At 45.8% G+C, this 18,991-nt stretch carries 17 protein-coding genes and 1 tRNA gene; 14 read left to right on the top strand and 4 right to left on the bottom strand.

The window, feature by feature from the left end; genetic code table 11:
* Positions 1-430 precede the first annotated feature (430 nt).
* The 3 genes from IXB50_RS19165 to IXB50_RS19155 all read right to left on the bottom strand — a co-directional run bounded on the left by IXB50_RS19165 (position 431) and on the right by IXB50_RS19155 (position 3,460).
* Positions 431-1,225, bottom strand: a complete 795-nt coding sequence (locus IXB50_RS19165) for a hypothetical protein (protein ID WP_215610604.1) — start codon at positions 1,223-1,225, stop codon at positions 431-433.
* A gap of 23 nt (positions 1,226-1,248) precedes the next feature.
* Positions 1,249-2,565 (bottom strand): toll/interleukin-1 receptor domain-containing protein, encoded by a 1,317-nt coding sequence (locus IXB50_RS19160; protein ID WP_215610603.1) that lies wholly within the window; start codon positions 2,563-2,565, stop codon positions 1,249-1,251.
* A 379-nt stretch (positions 2,566-2,944) separates the two neighbouring features.
* Complete coding sequence (locus tag IXB50_RS19155; protein ID WP_215610602.1) at positions 2,945-3,460, bottom strand: DUF1643 domain-containing protein; 516 nt, start codon at positions 3,458-3,460, stop codon at positions 2,945-2,947.
* Positions 3,461-3,615: 155 nt separating this feature from the next.
* Here IXB50_RS19155 and IXB50_RS19150 point away from each other — a divergent pair, with 155 nt between their 5' ends.
* The gene (locus IXB50_RS19150; RefSeq protein WP_215610601.1) at positions 3,616-4,908 is read left to right on the top strand and encodes an MFS transporter; all 1,293 of its coding nucleotides are present in this window, start codon (positions 3,616-3,618) and stop codon (positions 4,906-4,908) included.
* Here IXB50_RS19150 and IXB50_RS19145 read toward each other — a convergent pair.
* Positions 4,909-4,981, bottom strand: a tRNA-Arg gene (locus tag IXB50_RS19145).
* A 77-nt stretch (positions 4,982-5,058) separates the two neighbouring features.
* On the opposite strand from IXB50_RS19145, the gene moaC reads away from it, so the two are divergent.
* From moaC to IXB50_RS19080, 13 genes are all read left to right on the top strand, one after another.
* On the top strand, positions 5,059-5,556 hold the full coding sequence (gene moaC, locus IXB50_RS19140) for a cyclic pyranopterin monophosphate synthase MoaC (RefSeq protein ID WP_246564723.1): 498 nt from the start codon (positions 5,059-5,061) through the stop codon (positions 5,554-5,556).
* An 18-nt stretch (positions 5,557-5,574) separates the two neighbouring features.
* Positions 5,575-5,844 (top strand): hypothetical protein, encoded by a 270-nt coding sequence (locus IXB50_RS19135; RefSeq protein WP_215610599.1) that lies wholly within the window; start codon positions 5,575-5,577, stop codon positions 5,842-5,844.
* Positions 5,845-5,946: 102 nt separating this feature from the next.
* On the top strand, positions 5,947-6,255 hold the full coding sequence (locus tag IXB50_RS19130) for a DUF3181 family protein (RefSeq protein WP_215610598.1): 309 nt from the start codon (positions 5,947-5,949) through the stop codon (positions 6,253-6,255).
* 281 nt (positions 6,256-6,536) lie between these two features.
* Entirely contained in the window at positions 6,537-7,010 is a 474-nt protein-coding gene (locus IXB50_RS19125) for a hypothetical protein (protein ID WP_215610597.1), read from the top strand.
* Positions 7,011-7,196: 186 nt separating this feature from the next.
* Positions 7,197-8,624: an aminotransferase class I/II-fold pyridoxal phosphate-dependent enzyme gene (locus IXB50_RS19120; protein WP_215610596.1), complete on the top strand. Its 1,428-nt coding sequence runs from the start codon at positions 7,197-7,199 to the stop codon at positions 8,622-8,624.
* 83 nt (positions 8,625-8,707) lie between these two features.
* Positions 8,708-9,304 carry a precorrin-6Y C5,15-methyltransferase subunit CbiT gene (gene cbiT / locus IXB50_RS19115; protein WP_215610595.1) on the top strand — a complete coding sequence of 199 codons (597 nt, stop codon included), beginning with the start codon at positions 8,708-8,710 and terminating at the stop codon, positions 9,302-9,304.
* A gap of 488 nt (positions 9,305-9,792) precedes the next feature.
* Positions 9,793-11,601: a hormogonium polysaccharide biosynthesis glycosyltransferase HpsE gene (hpsE, locus tag IXB50_RS19110; protein ID WP_215610594.1), complete on the top strand. Its 1,809-nt coding sequence runs from the start codon at positions 9,793-9,795 to the stop codon at positions 11,599-11,601.
* A gap of 18 nt (positions 11,602-11,619) precedes the next feature.
* The gene (hpsE, locus tag IXB50_RS19105; RefSeq protein ID WP_215610593.1) at positions 11,620-12,564 is read left to right on the top strand and encodes a hormogonium polysaccharide biosynthesis glycosyltransferase HpsE; all 945 of its coding nucleotides are present in this window, start codon (positions 11,620-11,622) and stop codon (positions 12,562-12,564) included.
* Positions 12,565-12,634: 70 nt separating this feature from the next.
* A complete protein-coding gene (locus IXB50_RS19100; RefSeq protein WP_215610592.1) occupies positions 12,635-13,555 on the top strand; it encodes a glycosyltransferase in 921 nt (306 codons plus the stop codon).
* A gap of 243 nt (positions 13,556-13,798) precedes the next feature.
* On the top strand, positions 13,799-15,460 hold the full coding sequence (locus IXB50_RS19095) for an alkaline phosphatase family protein (protein WP_215610591.1): 1,662 nt from the start codon (positions 13,799-13,801) through the stop codon (positions 15,458-15,460).
* Positions 15,461-15,653: 193 nt separating this feature from the next.
* Positions 15,654-17,249 carry an ArnT family glycosyltransferase gene (locus tag IXB50_RS19090; protein ID WP_215610590.1) on the top strand — a complete coding sequence of 532 codons (1,596 nt, stop codon included), beginning with the start codon at positions 15,654-15,656 and terminating at the stop codon, positions 17,247-17,249.
* 45 nt (positions 17,250-17,294) lie between these two features.
* The gene (locus IXB50_RS19085; protein WP_215610589.1) at positions 17,295-18,047 is read left to right on the top strand and encodes a hypothetical protein; all 753 of its coding nucleotides are present in this window, start codon (positions 17,295-17,297) and stop codon (positions 18,045-18,047) included.
* Between the two features lie 24 nt (positions 18,048-18,071).
* A complete protein-coding gene (locus IXB50_RS19080) occupies positions 18,072-18,974 on the top strand; it encodes a glycosyltransferase (RefSeq protein ID WP_215610588.1) in 903 nt (300 codons plus the stop codon).
* Positions 18,975-18,991 lie beyond the last annotated feature (17 nt).

The following is an 18,991-nucleotide window of genomic DNA, read 5'->3' as shown; positions in this document are numbered from 1 at the left end:
TTTGCCCCCAAACGGCAAATAAAAATCTGGGAACGATAGCTGGCCGGGTGAAGATTGTCGGTACATTTCCCTGGGTAGGTGCAAGGGTTTTGAGCATTTTAGCTACTTTTCCATGCACTTAAGCACATCTCAATATAATGAAACCCTTGCTGACTATGAAGGCTGGACTTTAACAGCAAACCCCATTTATACCGCCCAACTATTTTTAGGACGTGTGATTTAGGTAGCAAGTAAGAGCAAAGGAATAAACGTCACTCATAAATGTAATGTCTTTAGAGGATTTTAGAGCATAGTGGTTAGGAACTCTAGAAATCAGGTGGGGTAAATCAATCTTTCGGAAGTAATTGTGAATAGTTATGCTTATCTGCTCTGTTCCATGAAAGATATGATGTTCTTTATATCTTTGTATGCTTAATATATTTGTGGACTATTAGGTTATTTGGGGCTTGAAGTAGGCTTGCAATCGATTAGTCAGTATATCGAGTGAGTGGGTTAAATCAAAGACTGATAACTGATTGGGATAGTAAGTCCTGGTGAGATTTTGGATCATAGGGTCCTTAGAAGGTTTAATACCATTGATAGTATTGGCTATCTCATCGGCTAACCTGCCACTACCTGCAATGATGATGGCCTGTCTACCGACTGATAGATTGAGGATAAAGTCGCTCAATGAAATTTTTCCACCGTTGATTAAGATAGTTATTGTTGGGTAGTTGCCAGCTAATATTGAGGAGCAGTTAGCTAGCCAAGGTGATTCATTACCCCAATTACTTCCTGGAATCAAAACAAAGTGTGTATGATTCTCTTCCAAAGCAGTCAGTTCTCTACTTTTCAACTCGAGATTCAAGTTGATTGAGTAGCCTGGTAGATTAACCTTTGCTTTTGGGGTAATTCCGACCAATTGAAAGGTTCCACCGATGTTTCGACGAGCTTGTCCCATCATTTGAATAACGCCAGCGTCTGTTCCACCATCAAAAACTGTGACTTGAGAGGTTTCTGCAAATGGTGCTAATACTTTCGTGAATAGTAATGAAACCCTCATTTTGCTTTCTGGACTCATTTTACTTGCTCCACCGATAACGACTATGCTGGGCGAAGATTGTGTCAAGCCCAGGGCAGTTATAGTTTTGTTATAGGTGAAAGAGTCTGGAACATCTAAGATGTAAGCCGTTTGACCACTGGAGAACGTATATTTGAATGACAGACTTTCAGTGTTTTGGATCATTTTGAAAAGGTTCACGTCTAACTTTAGATCTCATAATTTAGAATTCGGCGTCGGAAAGGATAGGCAAGTCGATGAATGCGACCTAAAAGTTCTGCATCGCTTTTGTAATACTCAACTTGTTTGTCCCTGAACATAAATGGAGGTCGTTTGCGAGGATGCTCAGGAGTTGCATGAGCGACCATGCGGCACTCAACATTGGCTCCTCTGGCTATGCCGGCTTCGATTAAAGTGTTGACATTGTCTTGTGAAACATCTGCGATTACTAAAGAGGCATGTCTAACCAGATCAGCAATAGCTGCTTGAATCGAGAAACCCCGATAATCAATGTCCTCACCGATCACGCAAGGTAGCTTGGTAATTTGTTGAATGAGTTGGCGTGCTATTTGATTTCTCTCATGGTTATCGAAGTTAGTTGCAAAAAAAACATAGTGCTCATTTTTGGGTTTTGTCCAAGCTTCTTTCATTTCTTCAACAGCTTTAACAAACGCTGCTTCATTAGTCACGTTTTCTATATTGTCTACCTGATGGAAATAGGTGAAAGAGTTCAGGCGCTCCTTTGTTAGTATTACACCGGGTTCAGCAATCACAACACAAGGCAAATTATACTCTCGAGCAAAATCAAGTTCTTTGATGCAGTATTTAGATGTATAACTATGCTCTTCTTCGTTCTCTCTGAAGGGTAATATCGCCAGTAGGCCGCCACAGCTAGAAATAATATTTTTGATTCTGTTATCTCTATCTGTAAAGCTTTGGTGGTCTTTCGAATCACCAATGAGTCTGAATCCAGATTTCATAAACTTTTGGCAGACTTTATCTGCAAAAGCTGACTCACTAGAACGCCAGGTCCGGCTGACAAAGATATCAGTGGAATTTCTATATTCTACTGCCGGATCAAATGGATAGAGTGCACGCAAGAGCTGTTTGTAAAATGCAAACTCGAGTTGTTCACTTTTTGTAGATGCCCATTCTTTAGCATCGATCCATAATAAGTTATTTAAAAATACAGGCTTTTCACAGTCATCAATGACTATTGGAATAATCTTAAAGTCCTGATAATTTTTCTGATGGACTTGTGCTGTTGAGTACTCTTCTTTGACCCAGCCTGAATCTACAGATGAGCGAGAAAGCACAAGGATCATAGACCGGCAGATAGCAATAGATTCTTCGATCGATGTGACTAATCTACTCCCCGGACTCAGGCTGTTGTGATCAATCCAGACTGGAATGCGAGCGACTTGGTCAAACCATTTATATAAAGGTTCTACAACATCTTTTTTGTCCAGGCTAGAGTGGCTCAAGAAGACATGATAAACGCGTTTATGGATAGGTTCTATCCTCATTTGACATCAATCCCTTTTAGGAAAACAAGATTATCTCCAAATATCAGATCTTTTTGCCAATGTGTCTGAGTATTTTTGAAAATTTGAGCGTACTCATGCAGTACCATTATTGGTCCTTGGCATGAATTCATCGGATACGTTCTAGTTGGTTGAATTGTTAATAGTTGATGAGTCTTGCCAAGTATTTACGGCATCTGAAATCTTGATTTAATCTTGATTTTTTATAGGTCACTTTTATATCCTTCTAAGGCTTTTGTAAATGAACATTGGCTTCTCATCCTGATGCAATGCACGTTTTTAGGATAGCTTGTGCTTAATCACTGTTTGATTCGGACAATGTACGGTTCATTTATACACTTACTGGGATTGAGACTTGCCTTTACATATCATGCTTAGTCCAGAGTATTGGCGTCGTGTTTCGTCTGATATATAAAGGATGGCGGGGTTGGCCAGAGCGGTTATGCTTCAGGCAATAGAGTTTGTGGCGATGGGGTGTTAGCAACTGGGCGATGGTCTGAGCTCTATTCAAAAGGGTGCCCCAGTTGCCCCAGGCTAAAATTACCTGCTTAGCGGTTTCAGCGGCTGCGATTAAATAGCGGTCATTGTCTGGGCCGATGGGATCTAGCTCCAATTTGAGGTTTGATGGTTGAGAGGTCCTATAGGCAAAAAGGTTGACGACGCTTAAATGGGTATATCCCCAGCTTTGAGCAAATTGTGAACAGGCACGAATTGTTGGATCATCTTGTTCTGCATTGGCTTGGCTTGGGTTGAGCATGATAAATGTTACTTGGCTGGTATTGGTGTCTGACCAAGACCGAGTAAGACGATATCGATATTTATGGGAGATATCAAAGGTCGCCGATCCGCCTAAATAATTCGTTACAATCGTTAACATTGTCCTGTCAGAGAAATCAGGTTCACTGTAATCCCTTGATTACTATTGGTTGCGAATGTTCGCTAATCATATATCGAGGTATATGGCGTTATAGGTGTTGGTTGGCCATTTGGGTGACTGCTTCTGGGCGCATCTTCCATTAAGGAGCAAGTATTTTGAATGTATTCGTCACCCTAGAGCCTTCCCTACGGCGAAGCCTAGTAGCCATGTTTGTGGCTGGGTTGTGTTTTTGGGCTGGGTTAGCAGGGTTGTTGCCTGCATTGCCTTTGTATATTGAGCAGTTTGGTGCCAATGGTCAGCAGATTGGTTTGGTGATGGCAAGTTTTGCAATCGGACTGTTGACTATGCGTCCAGTAATGGCTCGTATAACCGATGAACGGGGTCGAAAACCAGTTCTATTGATTGGACTACTGGCAATTGCAGTAGCGCCACTCTTGTATTGGCTGGTGTCTTTTTTACCTGAAGTAACTTGGCAGATAACCATGGGGAGTCATCTCTGGCGAATCAACTCAGCGATCTCACTGATGATGGTTTTCCGAGCATTTCATGGCCTGAGTATTGCTTCTTTTGTAACGGCCTATAGTGCTTTGGTGGCTGACCTAGCCCCGGCTGGTCAACGAGGTGAGCTAATTGGGTATATGAGTTTGGTGAACCCGATTGGGATGGCAGTGGGACCTGCTTTGGGAGGATATTTGCAGGCTGGTGCAGGGTTTACTCAAGTGTTTGTTTTGATGGCTATGCTTGGGGCTGTGGGGTTGGTGTTTGCGGTCACAATTGTCGAGCCACACCGAGAGAAGGCAATATCACGACGTAAGACAGCATTTTGGTCTTTGCTGCTGCTGCCAGCTGTACGGGTACCTGCATTAATGTTGTTATTGGTTGGATTGGCCTTTGGTGGATTGGCAACATTTGTTCCCTTGTATGCACGTGAGTCAAGTCTTTCTCTGAATATTGGCTTGATCTACACAGCATCTGCAATCTCTAGTTTTGTTATTCGACTGTTAGCTGGGAAGGCGTCCGACCGTTATGGCCGTGGTCCCTTTATTACCTTGGGATTAATGTTTTACTCGGTGTCTATGCTTGCCTTGTGGCTTGCATACAGTGAGGTCGCTGTACTTTTTGCTGCGGCTTTACAAGGCATGGGGGGTGGTATGTTGATTCCTATGGTAGCTGCGCTAATGGCTGATCGCTCAAGGCCAACTGAGCGAGGATTAATGTTTGGTCTATGTCTGACTGGTTTTGATGTTGGGATTGCGTTAGCAGGCCCCGTGATGGGACAAGTTGCTGATCTGACCAGCTACCGAGATATTTTTGGCGTAGCTTGCCTCATGACCATACTTGGCCTAGTTATTTTTATTACGACATCAAGCAAAGACATAAACCACTCGATACAGTTCTCGCTAAGAGGCGGTAAAGATGTTTATGCTGTGCCTAATTCAACACTATAACGAGCCTGGAGGGATTCGAACCCCCGACACCCTGGTCCGTAGCCAGGTGCTCTGTCCACTGAGCTACAGGCTCTAACAGGATTAAACTGTAACACACTGTTGAGACGCTATTCAAAATTTTTCATGGCAATTTTTTCAGGTGTTTGGTCTATGCCCCATCAATCTCAACAACCATCCTTGACTCATCTCGATAGTGGGGGAGCTGCGCATATGGTGGATGTGACTGACAAAGCGGTGACTCAACGGGTTGCTCTGGCTGAAGGGTATATACGTATGAGTGATAAAACGCTGGCAGCAGTTGAGTCTGGCAATGTGCCTAAGGGCGATGTATTGAGCACTGCCCGGATTGCTGGCATTATGGCGGCGAAACAGACAGCTAATTTGATACCGCTATGTCATCCCTTACCCCTTAAGACGGTAGAAATTCAGTTGGAGCCGGATTATGGTCGTCCAGGCTATCGTATTCGGGCGATGGTGAAAACGACAGGTCAAACTGGGGTAGAAATGGAGGCTCTAACGGCGGTATCTGTGGCGGCATTAACACTGTATGACATGGCAAAAGCGTTGCAAAAGTCGATGCAAATTGAGGATATTCGTTTGCTGAGTAAAACCGGTGGTAAATCGGGAGATTATACTAATAGTCCATAACAAATTCTTTGGTGCTATATGCCTCCTAAGTGGCCACGTAAACCTGATCGTGCTGATCCTGCCTATCGCAAGCTAGAAGACAGGATTAATTTTGCTGTGCATTTTGCGGCATTTACGGCGTTTAACTCAGGATTGTGGTTTTTCCATGGGTTTATGCCGGGTACTCTATTGTGGTTGCCAAAGCTGACGTTGCCTTGGCTTGTTTGCTTGGGTGCTCATGGGGTTTGGCTATTCGCGATCTCAACCTATTCATCATCTGACGCCAAACCAGACAAGCCATTGTTATAAATCGAAAACTTTATTAACGCATTTTACGAACCGATCTTTTAGCAGGCTAGACCTTTTACCCTTAGGTGACAGGATAACTTTCCTCTAGAAAGAGAAATAACCATGGCATACCCTGGTGCGGCAGTAGTGATCGAAGCTTTAGCAGCAGATATTGGAGATACGGTCTACATTGATGTTGCCAAATGGCATTTGTATTTAAAGGACACTTCGTTGCATACCACGTTGGCAGAGAAGTTTTATCCTATGGTGACTGATAGTGATCTTTCAGAGACTGGTGTGGTAGAAATTTTGCAATCTATTCCCGTGAGGTTAGGGGGTGGGCGGCGCTCGTTACCCCTGAGCGATTTAGTACCTATTCAGTGCCAGGTGGATCTGCTCGACTTGCTAGAACGCCATCGTAGTGAGCTGTAAGTAATTCGTTCTCGTGAGTGCGCCTAAGCTGTGAGCTGAGTGAGCTTAATTTAATAGCTGTAATGCTCATAACTATAGACACCTATTGGGCTTGGAAAGAATATTGTCCAGCTGTTTGAGAAAACAGCTGGACTTCTTTATTTTAGGGGCTTTGCAGTTTTCTAGGAAGGCGCAGTTAGGCTGAATGTTTACGAAAATTTAAAAAATAACGTTTCTGAGAATGGCTAGTAAAAGTTAATATAAAACAACTTAATGGCTACCATTCGTTACATAAAAGAATTATGGCTGGATTATTCGGACTCTTTGGCGGCAACCAAGATCAAGGCCCCCAATCAAAAGAAGCTTTTTTCTTGAGCGAAGATGACGCTAAAACTTTGGGTGATATCGACTACATGCGAAAGGAAGTTGTAGTCCGTCGCACATTCGCTAAGAAAAAGGGACAAGAAGAACTTGAGAGTGTTAGGAGCATTTCTTCTAGCAATAGTGTAGAAGTGGGGGAGGCTGCCAAGCCCACGACTTCCGGCTTCGGAGCTGCTACTTTTGCTGCTTTTAGAACGCCTGCTCCCGCAGCCCCTGCGCCAGCGGCTCCTGCTCCCACGCCAGCAGCAGCGCCTGTGGCCGAAACGCCTGTGGCCGAAACGCCTGTGGCCGAAACGCCTGCTGCAGAGACACCTGCTCAAGAGCCTGTAGTGCGTCGTACGCCTGACACTGGTATGGATATGTTCCGCAACATGGCTAAGAACATTCGCCGATAGGGGGAGGCTGCAAAGTAAAGGCTCTAAAGATACAGTCTGAACTTGTAGTCAGCATCGTCTAGGTGTGTCATCAACATTGAGATATTGCGCTGGGAGCTCTCAAGAGCTTGCAGCGCTTTTTTATGCTGCGCGCATATTGTTTGATGGTGATTGGCACCCTGGTTAGGATATTTTCTGTCACTCATCATGCGATCTCAAACCCAAGCTCCACTGGTGAATGCTTTGTGCAGCTCTGCTGCTCGTCAATGCGCAGCGTTTTACACTCCTGGACATAAAGGAGGGCATGGTATTTCACAGCTGCATCGGGCTGTATTTGGAGATGATATTTTTCGAGTTGATGTGCCGGAACTGCCGGAGTTAGATGATTTATTTGCTCCAGAGTCAGTGATTTTAGAGGCACAGTGCTTGGCTGCTCAGGCCTTTGGAGCAGAACAAACTTGGTTTTTGGTGAATGGATCGACCTGTGGGATTGAGGCAGCTTTGTTGGCTACCTGTGGACCTGGCGATCGGGTGATTGTGCCTCGGAATGCTCATCAGTCGGTTCTTTCGGGGCTAATTTTGTCAGGGGCTATGCCGGTTTGGATCGCGCCAGTTTATAGCTCGGATTGGCAGTTGTTTCTTGGTATGCGGGCGGATGAGATCGCTGCTGCACTGCAACGGTATCCAGGTGTTAAGGCAGTGGTCGTCGTTTCCCCCACCTATGAAGGTGTGTGTAGTGATATTGAGGCTATAGCAAATGTGGTCCATGGGTATGGTGTGCCGCTGATTGTGGATGCTGCCCATGGACCACATTTTGCTTTTCATGAGGGCTTGCCACCATCAGCCCTCAGTAGTGGGGCTGATGTTGTGATTCATTCGGCCCATAAGGTTTTGGCAGCATTTACCCAGGCTGCTCTGTTGCATGTACAAGGAGATCGATGCGATCGCGCGCGATTAAGTCAGGCGCTACGAATGACCCAATCCAGTAGTCCTAGTTACCTTTTACTGGGATCCCTGGATGCAGCTCGTCACCAGATGGCGAACCAAGGACAGGGACTTATGGAACAAACGCTGACCTTGGCTCAACTTGCGCGTCAGCAGTTACATGCTAGCCCGCTACCGGTGCTGGATGTTGGTGATGGAGGCGTTTTTCAGCAGGATCTGACTCGTCTGACTGTCGATGTCTCTGCTATGGATACGACTGGCTTTGCTGCTGATACCTGGCTGCATGAGCGAGGAGTAACCGCTGAGCTACCGACATTGCATCAGCTCACGTTTATTGTCAGTCTAGGTAATTCGGCAGCAGATATCGAACGATTAGTGCAAGGATTGAGGCAGCTGCCTGCAACGGGTAGGGCGGCTAAATCTCAGCTTTGGTTGGATATGCCTATGGCTGGTGTCTCACCCCGAGATGCTTTTTTTGCGCCGACTGAGGTCTGTGCTATAGAACATGCCATCGGTCGCTTAAGCGCTGATACAGTTTGTATTTATCCACCGGGAATTCCTAATCTGATGCCGGGTGAGCCCATTACGGACCAGCTACTGAGCACGTTAACCATGGCTCAGGTATCAGGTGCTCATCTTAGTGGTCTAGCGGATCCTACCTTGCAGAGCCTGAGGGTTCTTATTGATTAGGCCATTTTCGATTTGCCCTAGCCATGCTGAAAGAACAGCGTTATCCTCAGGCTATTCCAGAATTTGAATGAAGGCAAATCTCCATGGAGCCTCTCTGGCCCTATGCTACTCCCGGTATTCCTGATCGTTTATTTGAGCAGCTTCCTGGCATCCCTATGAGTCAGCGTGAGGTACGTCTGGTACTTTTGAGCGCCCTGCGATTAGAGCCCCAAGCAGTACTTTGGGACATTGGGGCAGGGACAGGAACGATTCCTGTCGAAGCTGCTTTGCTCTGTCCAAAGGGTGCCATTGTGGCCGTAGAACGTGATGAAGATGTTGCGGCGCTGATCAAACGAAACTGTCAGCGGTTTGGTGTGGCGAATGTGGATGTCGTAGTTGGGAATGCGCCTGATTGTTTTGATAGTCTGCCCCATGTGCCGGATGCTGTTTTGATCGAGGGTGGGCGAGATCTAAAACCTTTATTAACGAGTGTTTGGGCAAAGCTAGCCCCCCATGGTCGGCTGGTGGCAATTGCCGGTAACTTTCAATCGCTCTACTCCATTTCTGAGAGCTTTGCCGATTTGCAGGTGCGTAATATTGAAGTGGTGCAGACGGGGGGAAGTCGACTAGAAACCCGTGGGTCCAATCAAGTTCTCAAACCCATTGTGCCGACCTTTATCCTCAGTGGTGAAAAGTTTTAGGGGTGTGTTAACGCAAAATTTTGGAAAATACTCCGTCTTGACTATATCTATCCATTGGTGGGGTGTGCAGTCCAGAGGGGCCTATGGCAGCATGTCAGTTAAGAGTGGCATGGGACTATTGTGAATAGCTAGGCTGGTATCAAGAAATAGATCGTACTAGATGTGGAAGATGGCTCGTATGGGTAGTTGTCAGCTGTGTTTTGGTGTAAGTATCATTGGTAACAGCTTTTAGTAAATTACCTGTCTCTCACTTTCCATAGCCTAAGACGTATGTTCTAATGAACGAGGGGGACAGCATAGTTTATATCTCTCAATATGCTGATATCAAGGTGATATTGATAGACAGTATCGGTTGGTTCGTTAATTCTTTTTGGTGCTAGTCATTAGGCTTGATTGAAATTGTTTCTGATGCGTTGATGTCTGGAAAATCAGATATTACAGTTGGAGCAGTTGTTTACATCCTTATTAGAAAACTTCGGTTTCTAGACATGATGACCGTTGATTATCAATCTAGTACAGCGGCTGAACCCAGCGTCGCTAAAAAGCAAGTTTGCTTGGATATTACCGTTGCTATTCCCACGTACAATGGGGCGGAGCGTCTTCCCCAAGTGCTGGATCTACTCAAGCAGCAGGTGAATATAGATCAGCTTAAATGGGAAGTGATTGTTTGTGACAATAACAGTTACGATCTCACTGCTGAAGTGGTTTCGGATTATCAGCGGCAGTGGCCTACAGAGTATCCGCTACGCTATTGTTTTGTGGCAGAACAAGGTGCGGCTTTTGCCAGGCAACGGGGTGTGATGGAAGCAAATGGTCAGATTGTTGCTTTTCTCGATGATGACAATATTCCAGCCCATGATTGGTTGAGCAATGTGCAATGTTTTGCCCAGACCTATCCCCAAGCCGGTGCATTTGGTAGTCAAATTCATGGTGATTTTCAAGGTGATTTGCCAGATGGCTTTGAGCATATTGCTTGTTTTTTAGCGATTGTTGAACGAGGTAGTACCCCTCATCTTTATAATCCGAAGTCAAAAATTCTCCCCCCAGCCGCAGGGTTAGCTGTCCGCAGAGCCGCCTGGATGGAAGCTGTGCCAGAGCGTTTATTTTTGAATCATAAGGGTAAATCTGCAGGCCTTGCCAGTGAAGACTTAGAGGCTATGTTACATATTCAAAAAGCAGGCTGGGAGATCTGGTATAACGCTGACATGGTGATTACCCATCAAATCCCTGGTCAACGGTTGCAGCGAGAATATTTGGTGACGCTGTTGCGTTGTGTGGGTCTTAGTCGTTTTTATATTCGTTGGTTGGGTACCAAAGACTGGCAGCGCCTTTTTAAGGTGCCTGCTTATATTGCCAATGATTTGCGCAAGCTTGCTCTCCACTATCTTAAGAATGGACCCCGTGATACTAGCCTGAATCTCGTCGCTGCCTGTGAGCGTTCATTATTGACCAGCACGATTGCTAGCCCTGTCTTTTTATTGCGGAAACTCTCGCAGGATCTGTGGCAAAGTCGTTGGGATAATGCTCAGCTGCCCGATCGTCAGAAATGGCTGCGGCGGTTAACAGATGCATTTGAAAATCGTCAGTTAGAGTTGTATCAACAAGAAGTTGTTTTTCTGGGATCAGGGGATACTTCAGAATCTCGGACACCAAAAGGTGCGCAGTTTGAAATCTTGTTGCGTTTACGTCAAGATTCTTCTGGTCAACCGCCAGTTTCTCCAGCTTGGTTTTTCCCCACAGCAGAACGATACGGTCTTATGCGTACCCTCGATCGACGTGTGGTACAACAGGTGTGCAGGGCTTGTGGTGATCGGGTGTCTGATGCTGTATACTCTCTTAATCTTTCTATTGCCAGCGTTAGTGATCCGAGTTTTCCAAACTTTCTAGAGGAGCAGCTGAGGCGCTATCAGGTTGCTCCAGATATTCTTTGTTTTGAAATTGCTGAAGCTGTATTAGTGCGTTTGCAAGTTGATGCTATAAGCATGATGCAGCAGATACAACGGTTGGGTGTGCGGATTGCGATTGATGAGATTACCCATGGTGAAGATATGGTCGGCTATGTGAATCAGTTGTCAGTAGATTGCCTCAAACTGAGTCAAGATTTGGTAGAGCGTCCGCAGAGATTGTGCGATGTAATTTCCCCTGATTGCGTTGCACTCATCCAAAAAAGAGGGGTTCAGCTCGTTGCCAAAGGGGTTGAAACACAAACTGTTTTGGATCAGTTGCAATCCTTGGGGATTGAATATATTCAAGGCTACCGGTTGTCAAAGCCGTTTCCCTTTAATCCAATTGTTTAGCTATTAGATTGTCTAGCCATGGTTGATATTACCGTTGCTATTCCTACTTATAATGGGGCTGACCGGTTGCCTATAGTGTTAGAAGCTTTGCGATCGCAAGTTAACACCAAAGGCATATCCTGGGAAGTTTTGGTGGTTGACAACAATAGTACGGATAACACTGCCAAGGTTGTTGCCCAGTTCCAGACAGATTGGCCTACGAGCAGTCCCTTGCGCTACTGTGTCGAAACCCGGCAGGGGGCGGCCTATGCTAGACAGCGTGCAATGCATTCATCTCAAAGTATTTGGGTTGGTTTGCTCGATGATGATAATATTCCCGCAGCAGACTGGGTCGCTCAGGCCTGTCAGTTTGGTAAAGCCCATCCCCAAGTTGGCGCGTTTGGTGGTCAAATCCATGGTCAATTTGAGTCGCCGCCATCGCCAGATTTTCGACGGATTCAATCTTTTTTTGCGATTCGGGAACGGGGAGATCAACCCCATCGCTATGATCCAGACACGCTCAGTCTGCCACCGACAGCCGCTGTCGTCGTATGCCGTAATGCCTGGCTAGAAAGTGTACCCCAAACTCAGCTTTTGGTAGGACGTGTTGGTGACTCTATGATAGGAGGAGAAGACTTTGAGGTGATGCTACATATGCATCACCATGGCTGGGAAATTTGGTATACCCCTACTATGCATGCCTATCATCAAATCCCTAGCTGGCGTCTGGAGCGTGACTATATGCAGTCTTTAATTAAAGCTGCGAGCTTATGCATTTGTCCTTTGCGTCTGATCAATGTTGCTCCACAGCGACAACCGATTATCGCTGCGAAGGTATTCTTAGGGGCACTGCGACGTGTCATTCTGCACTGGCTCAAGTATCGTGGCACGCTAGCTACAGATGATGTTGCTGCTTGCGAGATGACCTTCTTTGTATGGACCATGCTGAGTCCACTTTATATGGTGAAGCAACGTTGGCTGTAAGCAGTTCATCTTTTTGGCTAAAGTGTTATTCCCCAATTGTTCTTCTGTGTCCAATCATGGCTGATAACGTATGACTGCCCCCAGGATTTCTGCTGTTATCTGTACTTATAATCGAGCCGATCGACTTATCCTGGCATTGGATGGGTTACAGACCCAGACGTTGCCTTGGGAGCAGTTTGAAATTGTCGTCATCGATAATGCGTCGACGGATAATACCAAAGCTGTATGTGCTGACTATCAGCAAAAATTGCCTTACTTAGTTTACCAATATGAGCCGATTCAAGGTCTGTCAACTGCTCGTAATACGGGATTGAAGGTAGCGAAAGGAGATTATATTGCCTATTTAGATGACGATGCGATTCCTTGTGCTAATTGGCTAGAAGATATTGTCTCAGCTTTTACAACTGTTGAACCTCAGCCTGCTGTCATGGGTGGGCCGATTTATCCCATTTGGGAAAAAGAGCCTCCTGTTTGGATGCATTACTATGTCCAGGGCTATTTCACGATTTTGGATCATGGTCCTAAGGCCGGTTGGTTTCCTGAGAATGAGTATCCCTATGGGGCCAACATGATTTATCGTCGTGATGTGCTCCTCAATCATCATGGTTTCTCTGAAGAACTGGGCCGTGATGGCAAGAGCCTACTGTCGGATGAGGAACGATTGCTTAATCTCACGATTGAAGCTAATGGTGGGAGGTTTTACTATTTACCGTCAGCCTCAGTGCAGCATTGGATTCCGAAGGAACGGATTAGTCGCCGCTGGTTATTAAAACGATGTTATTGGCAGGGACGTTCGGGGGCGGTGGTTGATCAAACCCTGGGTGTACCGCTCACTCAGCAGCGGATAAAGGGTTTACGGGGTGTGTTTAGTGGTAAGCGTTGGGTGTCTCAGATCTTGCCAGATCCGCAACGGCGAATCCGCACGGGGACCTGGCTAGTATGGTATTGGGGGTATCTACAGCAGACGTTCTATCATGAAGCCTCTCCGTAGAGGTTAGGTAAGGGGATCAAGCCTCTTGGTTATCAGGCCAATCTTCATGATCTTTTTAAAGAATTAGGGGAACTTCTTATATTTGCTCTCTAACTACATTCGTTAATATTGACAAGTGTTCCAGTAATTTTGGCTAGTGTATAGGTTGTAAGAAATCAAGCGTCTCAGTTCTGGTGTATCTGTAATTTGAGATCAGAACGACGATATTAGGTTTTTGTATTTAGCCGTGAGAATTCATCTGCTATGACTGCTTTGATTGCTATTGGTCTTGATGCGGCTGATCCAAAGGTGCTCGAAACTTGGATGGCGGCTGGCCACTTACCTACGTTGGCTCGTCTAAAGCAGCAGGGCTGCTATGGCCATCTTTCTAATACTGAGCATTACCGAGCCGAGACCCCTTGGACGACATTTATTAGTGGTCAGGCTCCTGAGAAGACTGGATACTGGGGACCGATTAAATATGATCCCATCACCTATTCTGTGAAAGAGGTGGGGGCCTATGACTATCAAGATAATCCTCCCTTTTATGCTCTGGGGGATCAACGCCAAGTGATTGCATTTGATATTCCTCAGTCTGCCTTATCAGATGATGTGAAAGGCATGCATGTGTTGGGATGGGGGGCGCATTCCCCGATGACGGCTAGTCATTCTACCCCTGAAGATGCTCTGGCTCAGATTATTGCTAAATATGGTGAGCATCCGGCTTTTTTGAAAGACTTTGCTGAATGTCGCAATCTGAATGCACTAACACGATTGCAAAAGGCTATGTCCATTGGGATTGAGCGCAAAGCGGATATTTGTGCCAGTCTTTTAAATGAGCAAGAGTGGGACTTTTTCTTGACAATTTTTGGCGAGACTCACACGGCGGGACACTATATGTGGCATTTGAGTCAGTCAGATCATCCCTTGTATTGTATGGCTGAGGCAGGGGCTGAAGACCTGATGCTGAAGACCTTTGTTGAGGTAGATCGAGCCATTGGTAAGATTCTAGATGCGTCGCCTCAGCCTGCTAATGTGGTGATTTTTTCGGCTCACGGCATGGGGGCCAATGTGATGGATGTGCCTAGCATGGTCTTTTTGCCGGAGCTGATGCACCGCTATAGTTTCTCTGGGAAAGCTGCGATCGCACCTGGTAAAGTTGGTACTCCCCTACCGCCAGTAGAAACTGCTTTTGACCAAAAGCGAGGCTGGATTGGAGAGATTTGGAACCGACGTGCGCCATTAAATGCAGTATCCCGATGGCTACGATCAAAACTGCCTGTGCGTATTCAGAAACCCTTAGATATTGTTCTTAACAATCTGTGTCAGCCTGGCTTGCTCTGTCCCAATGTGCTCGAAAAACAGGGTGATTCTCTTTTTTGGCAGCCTGCCAAGTGGTATGAGCCTCTGTGGCCCAAGATGAAGGCCTTTGCGATTCCTAGTTATTCTGAGGGATATATTCGCATTAATCTCAAAGGTCGTGAGGCTCAAGGGGTGGTGAATGTTGCCGATTATGAGACTGTCTGTGCTGAACTGATTGATTTGCTTCAGAAAACCACTGATGGCCGTACAGGGCAGCCTCTAGTGGAGCGCGTAGTGCGCATGAGACAGTCTCCCTTGGACAGTAATCCTAATCTGCCAGATGCTGATTTGGTGGTGCTGTGGAATGAAGCAATTCCTAGTGATGTCATGGATACGGCAAGCCATGGCCGGATTGGTCCGGTTCCTCATCACCGGACAGGTAGTCATCGTGCCCATGGGTTTCTTTTGGCGGATGGTCCTGATATTGATAAGGCCAACTTTCGAGGGAATGGTCATGCTGTAGATCTTGCTCCTACTCTCTTAGGTTTGTTGGAGATGGATGATACCCAGGAATTCAGTGGTCAAAATCTCTTTGGGAAAGCTACTTTGACATCTGTTAGCTAATGCATTATGAAAGATCTCTTACGGATGTTGCTAAGAGATGATGGTTAGGACTTCTAGTCTGGTTTGTTTGATGTATGTATCTCATGGCTAGTATCTTTTTTAAATCTCTTCTATGGGCGGTGTTAGTCAGATTCCTTCAACGCATGGAGTGAAGATAGCGGTTGTGAGACCAGGTCTTTGGCCATCTGTGGCGATGGGATTGTTCTCTGTGATAACCTTGGTAGCTGTTTGGTGGATTTTGCAGCATCCCTTTGGCACAAACTGGGATGAAGCGAATTATCTAAATCAGGCTATTCAAGATCGTAGTGCTCTCAATCAGGGGCTGTGGGATTGGGTCAAGGCGATTTTGCGACGAGATTCTGCCCGCCCGCCTGCCTATCGAATTTTGATTGTGCCCATTACACAACTGTTAGGTGCCAATTCTGTTGTGCTGAGACTGTCATCTTGGTTGTCTTTTACCTGTACGCTTTTCCTGATGTATTTGGTAGGCAAGCGTTTATGTGAGCGCGCGGTTGGAGGATTTATCGCATGTTTTTTATTGGCCTGTCCTATTTTGATTGGTCCTAACATGCGATTTTATGTGGATTACAGTTTGTATTTAGCGATTGCTGGGGTGCTGTATTGTCTTTTCTGCCAGTGGGATAATCCGACACAGCATCCACGGTATTGGATAGGGTTGGGATTATTCCTAGGTTTAGGTGCCATGGCGAAGCCCACAATTCTCTTGATTGTCGGGCCGATGTTGGTAGTGGTGATGCTGTTGTGCTGGTTGAAGTGGATAACGGGGCCAACGTTACCTGCTCTATTTAAATCCTATGGGTTGGCCACTATGGTCATGGCTCCTTGGTGGGTATTAAATGGCCAAGCTGCTTTAGAGAAGGCGTTTAGTTCTGGGGGAAACGTGCGTGATGCGCTGGGGCCTGAAGGGGAACTGGGTACTTTGCTCCATTGGGGCTATGTGTTTTTGCAGTCAATCACGGGGCCGATTGTAGGAGGGTTGGCGGGTGCGATCGCAGTCAGCTTCTGTTTCAAGCTATGTGTCTTGCGTCAGTCGAGTTTAGACCGGTCTCAGCAGTTAGCATTGGTCGTTTGCTTAGCAGGAGCGATTCCACTCGCTTGTATTGCGGCGTTTGGGGTCAATCACAATCCTCGGTTGATTGCGCCACTACTTTTACCCTTGGGATTAGCTGTTGGTCTGATGGTTTATGACTTGGGATGGCTAACCCACAAGCTAATGGCACCTGTTGCAATCGTGATGATTGTGGCTCAAGTGAGTGTAATGTTGCTGCCTCAAGGAGGTAGCGATCGCTATCAGGAGGGGGATACATTTGCCCAAACCCATAATTGGGGAAATCCGACCTCAGTTATGCGTCTGGAGGAACAGTGGGACTGGAGTCTGCTACATGAGCTTGCTACCCAATATCAGATGGATACTCCAAAAATCGGCTATCTGGGCAGTGCCAAGACCTTGAATCCATCACAGTTGTTGTTGCCATGGGTGATGGCCGATGAAACGGCCAATATAGTTCAACTTTGGAATTTTACGACTGGACCAATAGACTGGCATCCTTTGATGAAACGAGCCATGACAAAAGATATTCTGATTACCTTTGTTCCTGAGCCTTTGTCCACTGTGGATAACTTTGCAGCCATTGAAAACCAATATAATCTTGAGTTTTCTGAGCGAATTGCGAACACTGGTCAATTTATGCCGTTGAAAATCCTGGAGATGGGTAAATTCTCAACGTCAAAGGTGCATGTCTTTCTTCGAAAGGGCCAAGAGACCTGATGATAGATAAGCGATAGATAGAAGAGTTTTTGGTGGAGTTAAGTAGTGGTACTGATCAAAGATTTACAAGATATTCAGAGTGTCACTAAGTCAGTGCTTTTACATCGCTCTGTGCCTCAAACAAAGTTTTATATTTTTGGTACAGGACGCTGTGGCAGCACACTGTTGGTTGGTTTGCTAAATTGCCATAGTGAAATTAGTTGCGATACTGAGATTTTGAGCTCCTATTCTCTAGTCCCTAAATTCACCCTCTTTAAGCGTGTTTATCACTGTCCCACATCTGTATATGGTTTTAAGCTTTTGATGTATCACATGACGGATGTACATCATATGCAATCACCTATGGGCTTTCTGCAGTGGCTTAATCGAAAGGGCTTTCAGGTTATCTATCTCAGACGTAAAAATCGTTTGCAGCATGCGATCTCTCTGGTAGTGAGCGCTAAGCGCAAGGTTCTTCATGAGCAAAAGTCAAATCGGGCGGTGGAGATTAAACCAGTCCATGTTGCTCCCGCTGATGTGTTGGCAACTATGGCCAAATTTGAGATTAACTATCAGTCTGAAATTTCACTCCTCAAGACTATTCCCCATTTAGCCTTAGTGTATGAGGAGCATTTAGCGAGTAGTCAGCAGCATCAGGCAACATCAAACTTAGTATTTGACTACTTGGGGCTGAAGTCTGAGCCAGTTGAAGCTAAGCTAAGAAAGATTATGCCCTTGGATTTAAGTCAAAGTATTCTCAACTATGAAGAAGTGATGACTGCAATTAGTCAATCCGCGTATGCGCGTTTTTTGACGTAGTACCTATACATAGGATGGGAAGTGATGCCAACGATTACAGTTGCAATACCAGTCTATAACGGTGCGAAAACAATTCACGCTACTCTGGAGAGTATTATTCAGCAATCCTTTGAGGATATTGAGATTGTTATTATTGATGATGGTTCTATAGATGAAACTGTCGAGATTGTTCGGCAAGTTAAGGATAGCAGAATCCGCCTAATTAGCTATCCCAATCAAGGGTTGGCGGCTAGTCGTAATCGAGGCATTCAGCAAAGTCAGTGTGAGTTGATCAGTTTTATCGATGCTGACGATCTTTGGACCCCTGATAAATTATCGGAGCAGCTGTCGATCTTGCAAGCTAATCCACGAGCAGCGATAGCCTATAGTTGGACTGATTGTATTGATCAAGTCGATCGCTTTTTTCGTCGCGGTAGCTACCTCTCTGTTGAGGGGCATGTCTATGACAAATTACTTATGGGGAATTTTCTGGACAGTGGATCTAACGCACTGTTTCGTAAGTCAGTGTTTGCCGCTGTCGGTCAGTTTGATGAGTCGCTCAAAGCTGCTGAAGACTGGGATATGTTTCTCAGAATAGCTGTGGATCATACCTTTGTAGTAGTGCCAAAAGTACAGGTCTTGTATCGATTATCGCCCCAGTCAATGTCTGCTCATCTAGAGCGTCAAGAGAGTGAATCTCGGAGAGTGTTGACCCAGGCATTTGCACGTAAGCCAGGACTATCCTGGCAGACAAAGCGGAAAAGCCTGGCACAAATGTATCGCTATTTGACGTTCAAAGCGTTGGAGAACTGTTCAACTCGTCAGCAGGCATTGATAACCGCTAAGTATTTGGGCCAGGCGATCTACCAAGATCCAGTACAGCTAAAACCTATTCGTCTATTCCTTAGTCAGCTGCAGAGAATCATTGAAACTTTGACCAGACCCTGAAAGTGTGAGGAAACATC

Source organism: Leptothoe spongobia TAU-MAC 1115, from assembly GCF_018739885.1.
GTDB classification, from domain to species: Bacteria; Cyanobacteriota; Cyanobacteriia; order Phormidesmidales; family Phormidesmidaceae; genus Leptothoe; species Leptothoe spongobia.
The sequence above is the reverse complement of the archived record's forward strand: the minus strand, read 5'-3'. Positions and strand labels throughout refer to the sequence as shown.

Bases quoted from the DNA above. Each gene is read 5' to 3' on its own strand.
- IXB50_RS19155 (WP_215610602.1), bottom strand. From the start codon at position 3,460: ATGTTAACGATTGTAACGAATTATTTAGGCGGATCGGCGACCTTTGAT.
- cbiT (WP_215610595.1), top strand. From the start codon at position 8,708: ATGGAGCCTCTCTGGCCCTATGCTACTCCCGGTATTCCTGATCGTTTA.
- IXB50_RS19090 (WP_215610590.1), top strand. From the start codon at position 15,654: ATGGGATTGTTCTCTGTGATAACCTTGGTAGCTGTTTGGTGGATTTTG.
- IXB50_RS19130 (WP_215610598.1), top strand. From the start codon at position 5,947: ATGGCATACCCTGGTGCGGCAGTAGTGATCGAAGCTTTAGCAGCAGAT.
- IXB50_RS19165 (WP_215610604.1), bottom strand. From the start codon at position 1,225: ATGATCCAAAACACTGAAAGTCTGTCATTCAAATATACGTTCTCCAGT.
- IXB50_RS19100 (WP_215610592.1), top strand. From the start codon at position 12,635: ATGACTGCCCCCAGGATTTCTGCTGTTATCTGTACTTATAATCGAGCC.
- IXB50_RS19125 (WP_215610597.1), top strand. From the start codon at position 6,537: ATGGCTGGATTATTCGGACTCTTTGGCGGCAACCAAGATCAAGGCCCC.
- IXB50_RS19095 (WP_215610591.1), top strand. From the start codon at position 13,799: ATGACTGCTTTGATTGCTATTGGTCTTGATGCGGCTGATCCAAAGGTG.
- IXB50_RS19160 (WP_215610603.1), bottom strand. From the start codon at position 2,565: ATGAGGATAGAACCTATCCATAAACGCGTTTATCATGTCTTCTTGAGC.
- moaC (WP_246564723.1), top strand. From the start codon at position 5,059: ATGCCCCATCAATCTCAACAACCATCCTTGACTCATCTCGATAGTGGG.
- IXB50_RS19120 (WP_215610596.1), top strand. From the start codon at position 7,197: ATGCGATCTCAAACCCAAGCTCCACTGGTGAATGCTTTGTGCAGCTCT.
- IXB50_RS19080 (WP_215610588.1), top strand. From the start codon at position 18,072: ATGCCAACGATTACAGTTGCAATACCAGTCTATAACGGTGCGAAAACA.
- IXB50_RS19135 (WP_215610599.1), top strand. From the start codon at position 5,575: ATGCCTCCTAAGTGGCCACGTAAACCTGATCGTGCTGATCCTGCCTAT.
- hpsE (WP_215610594.1), top strand. From the start codon at position 9,793: ATGATGACCGTTGATTATCAATCTAGTACAGCGGCTGAACCCAGCGTC.
- hpsE (WP_215610593.1), top strand. From the start codon at position 11,620: ATGGTTGATATTACCGTTGCTATTCCTACTTATAATGGGGCTGACCGG.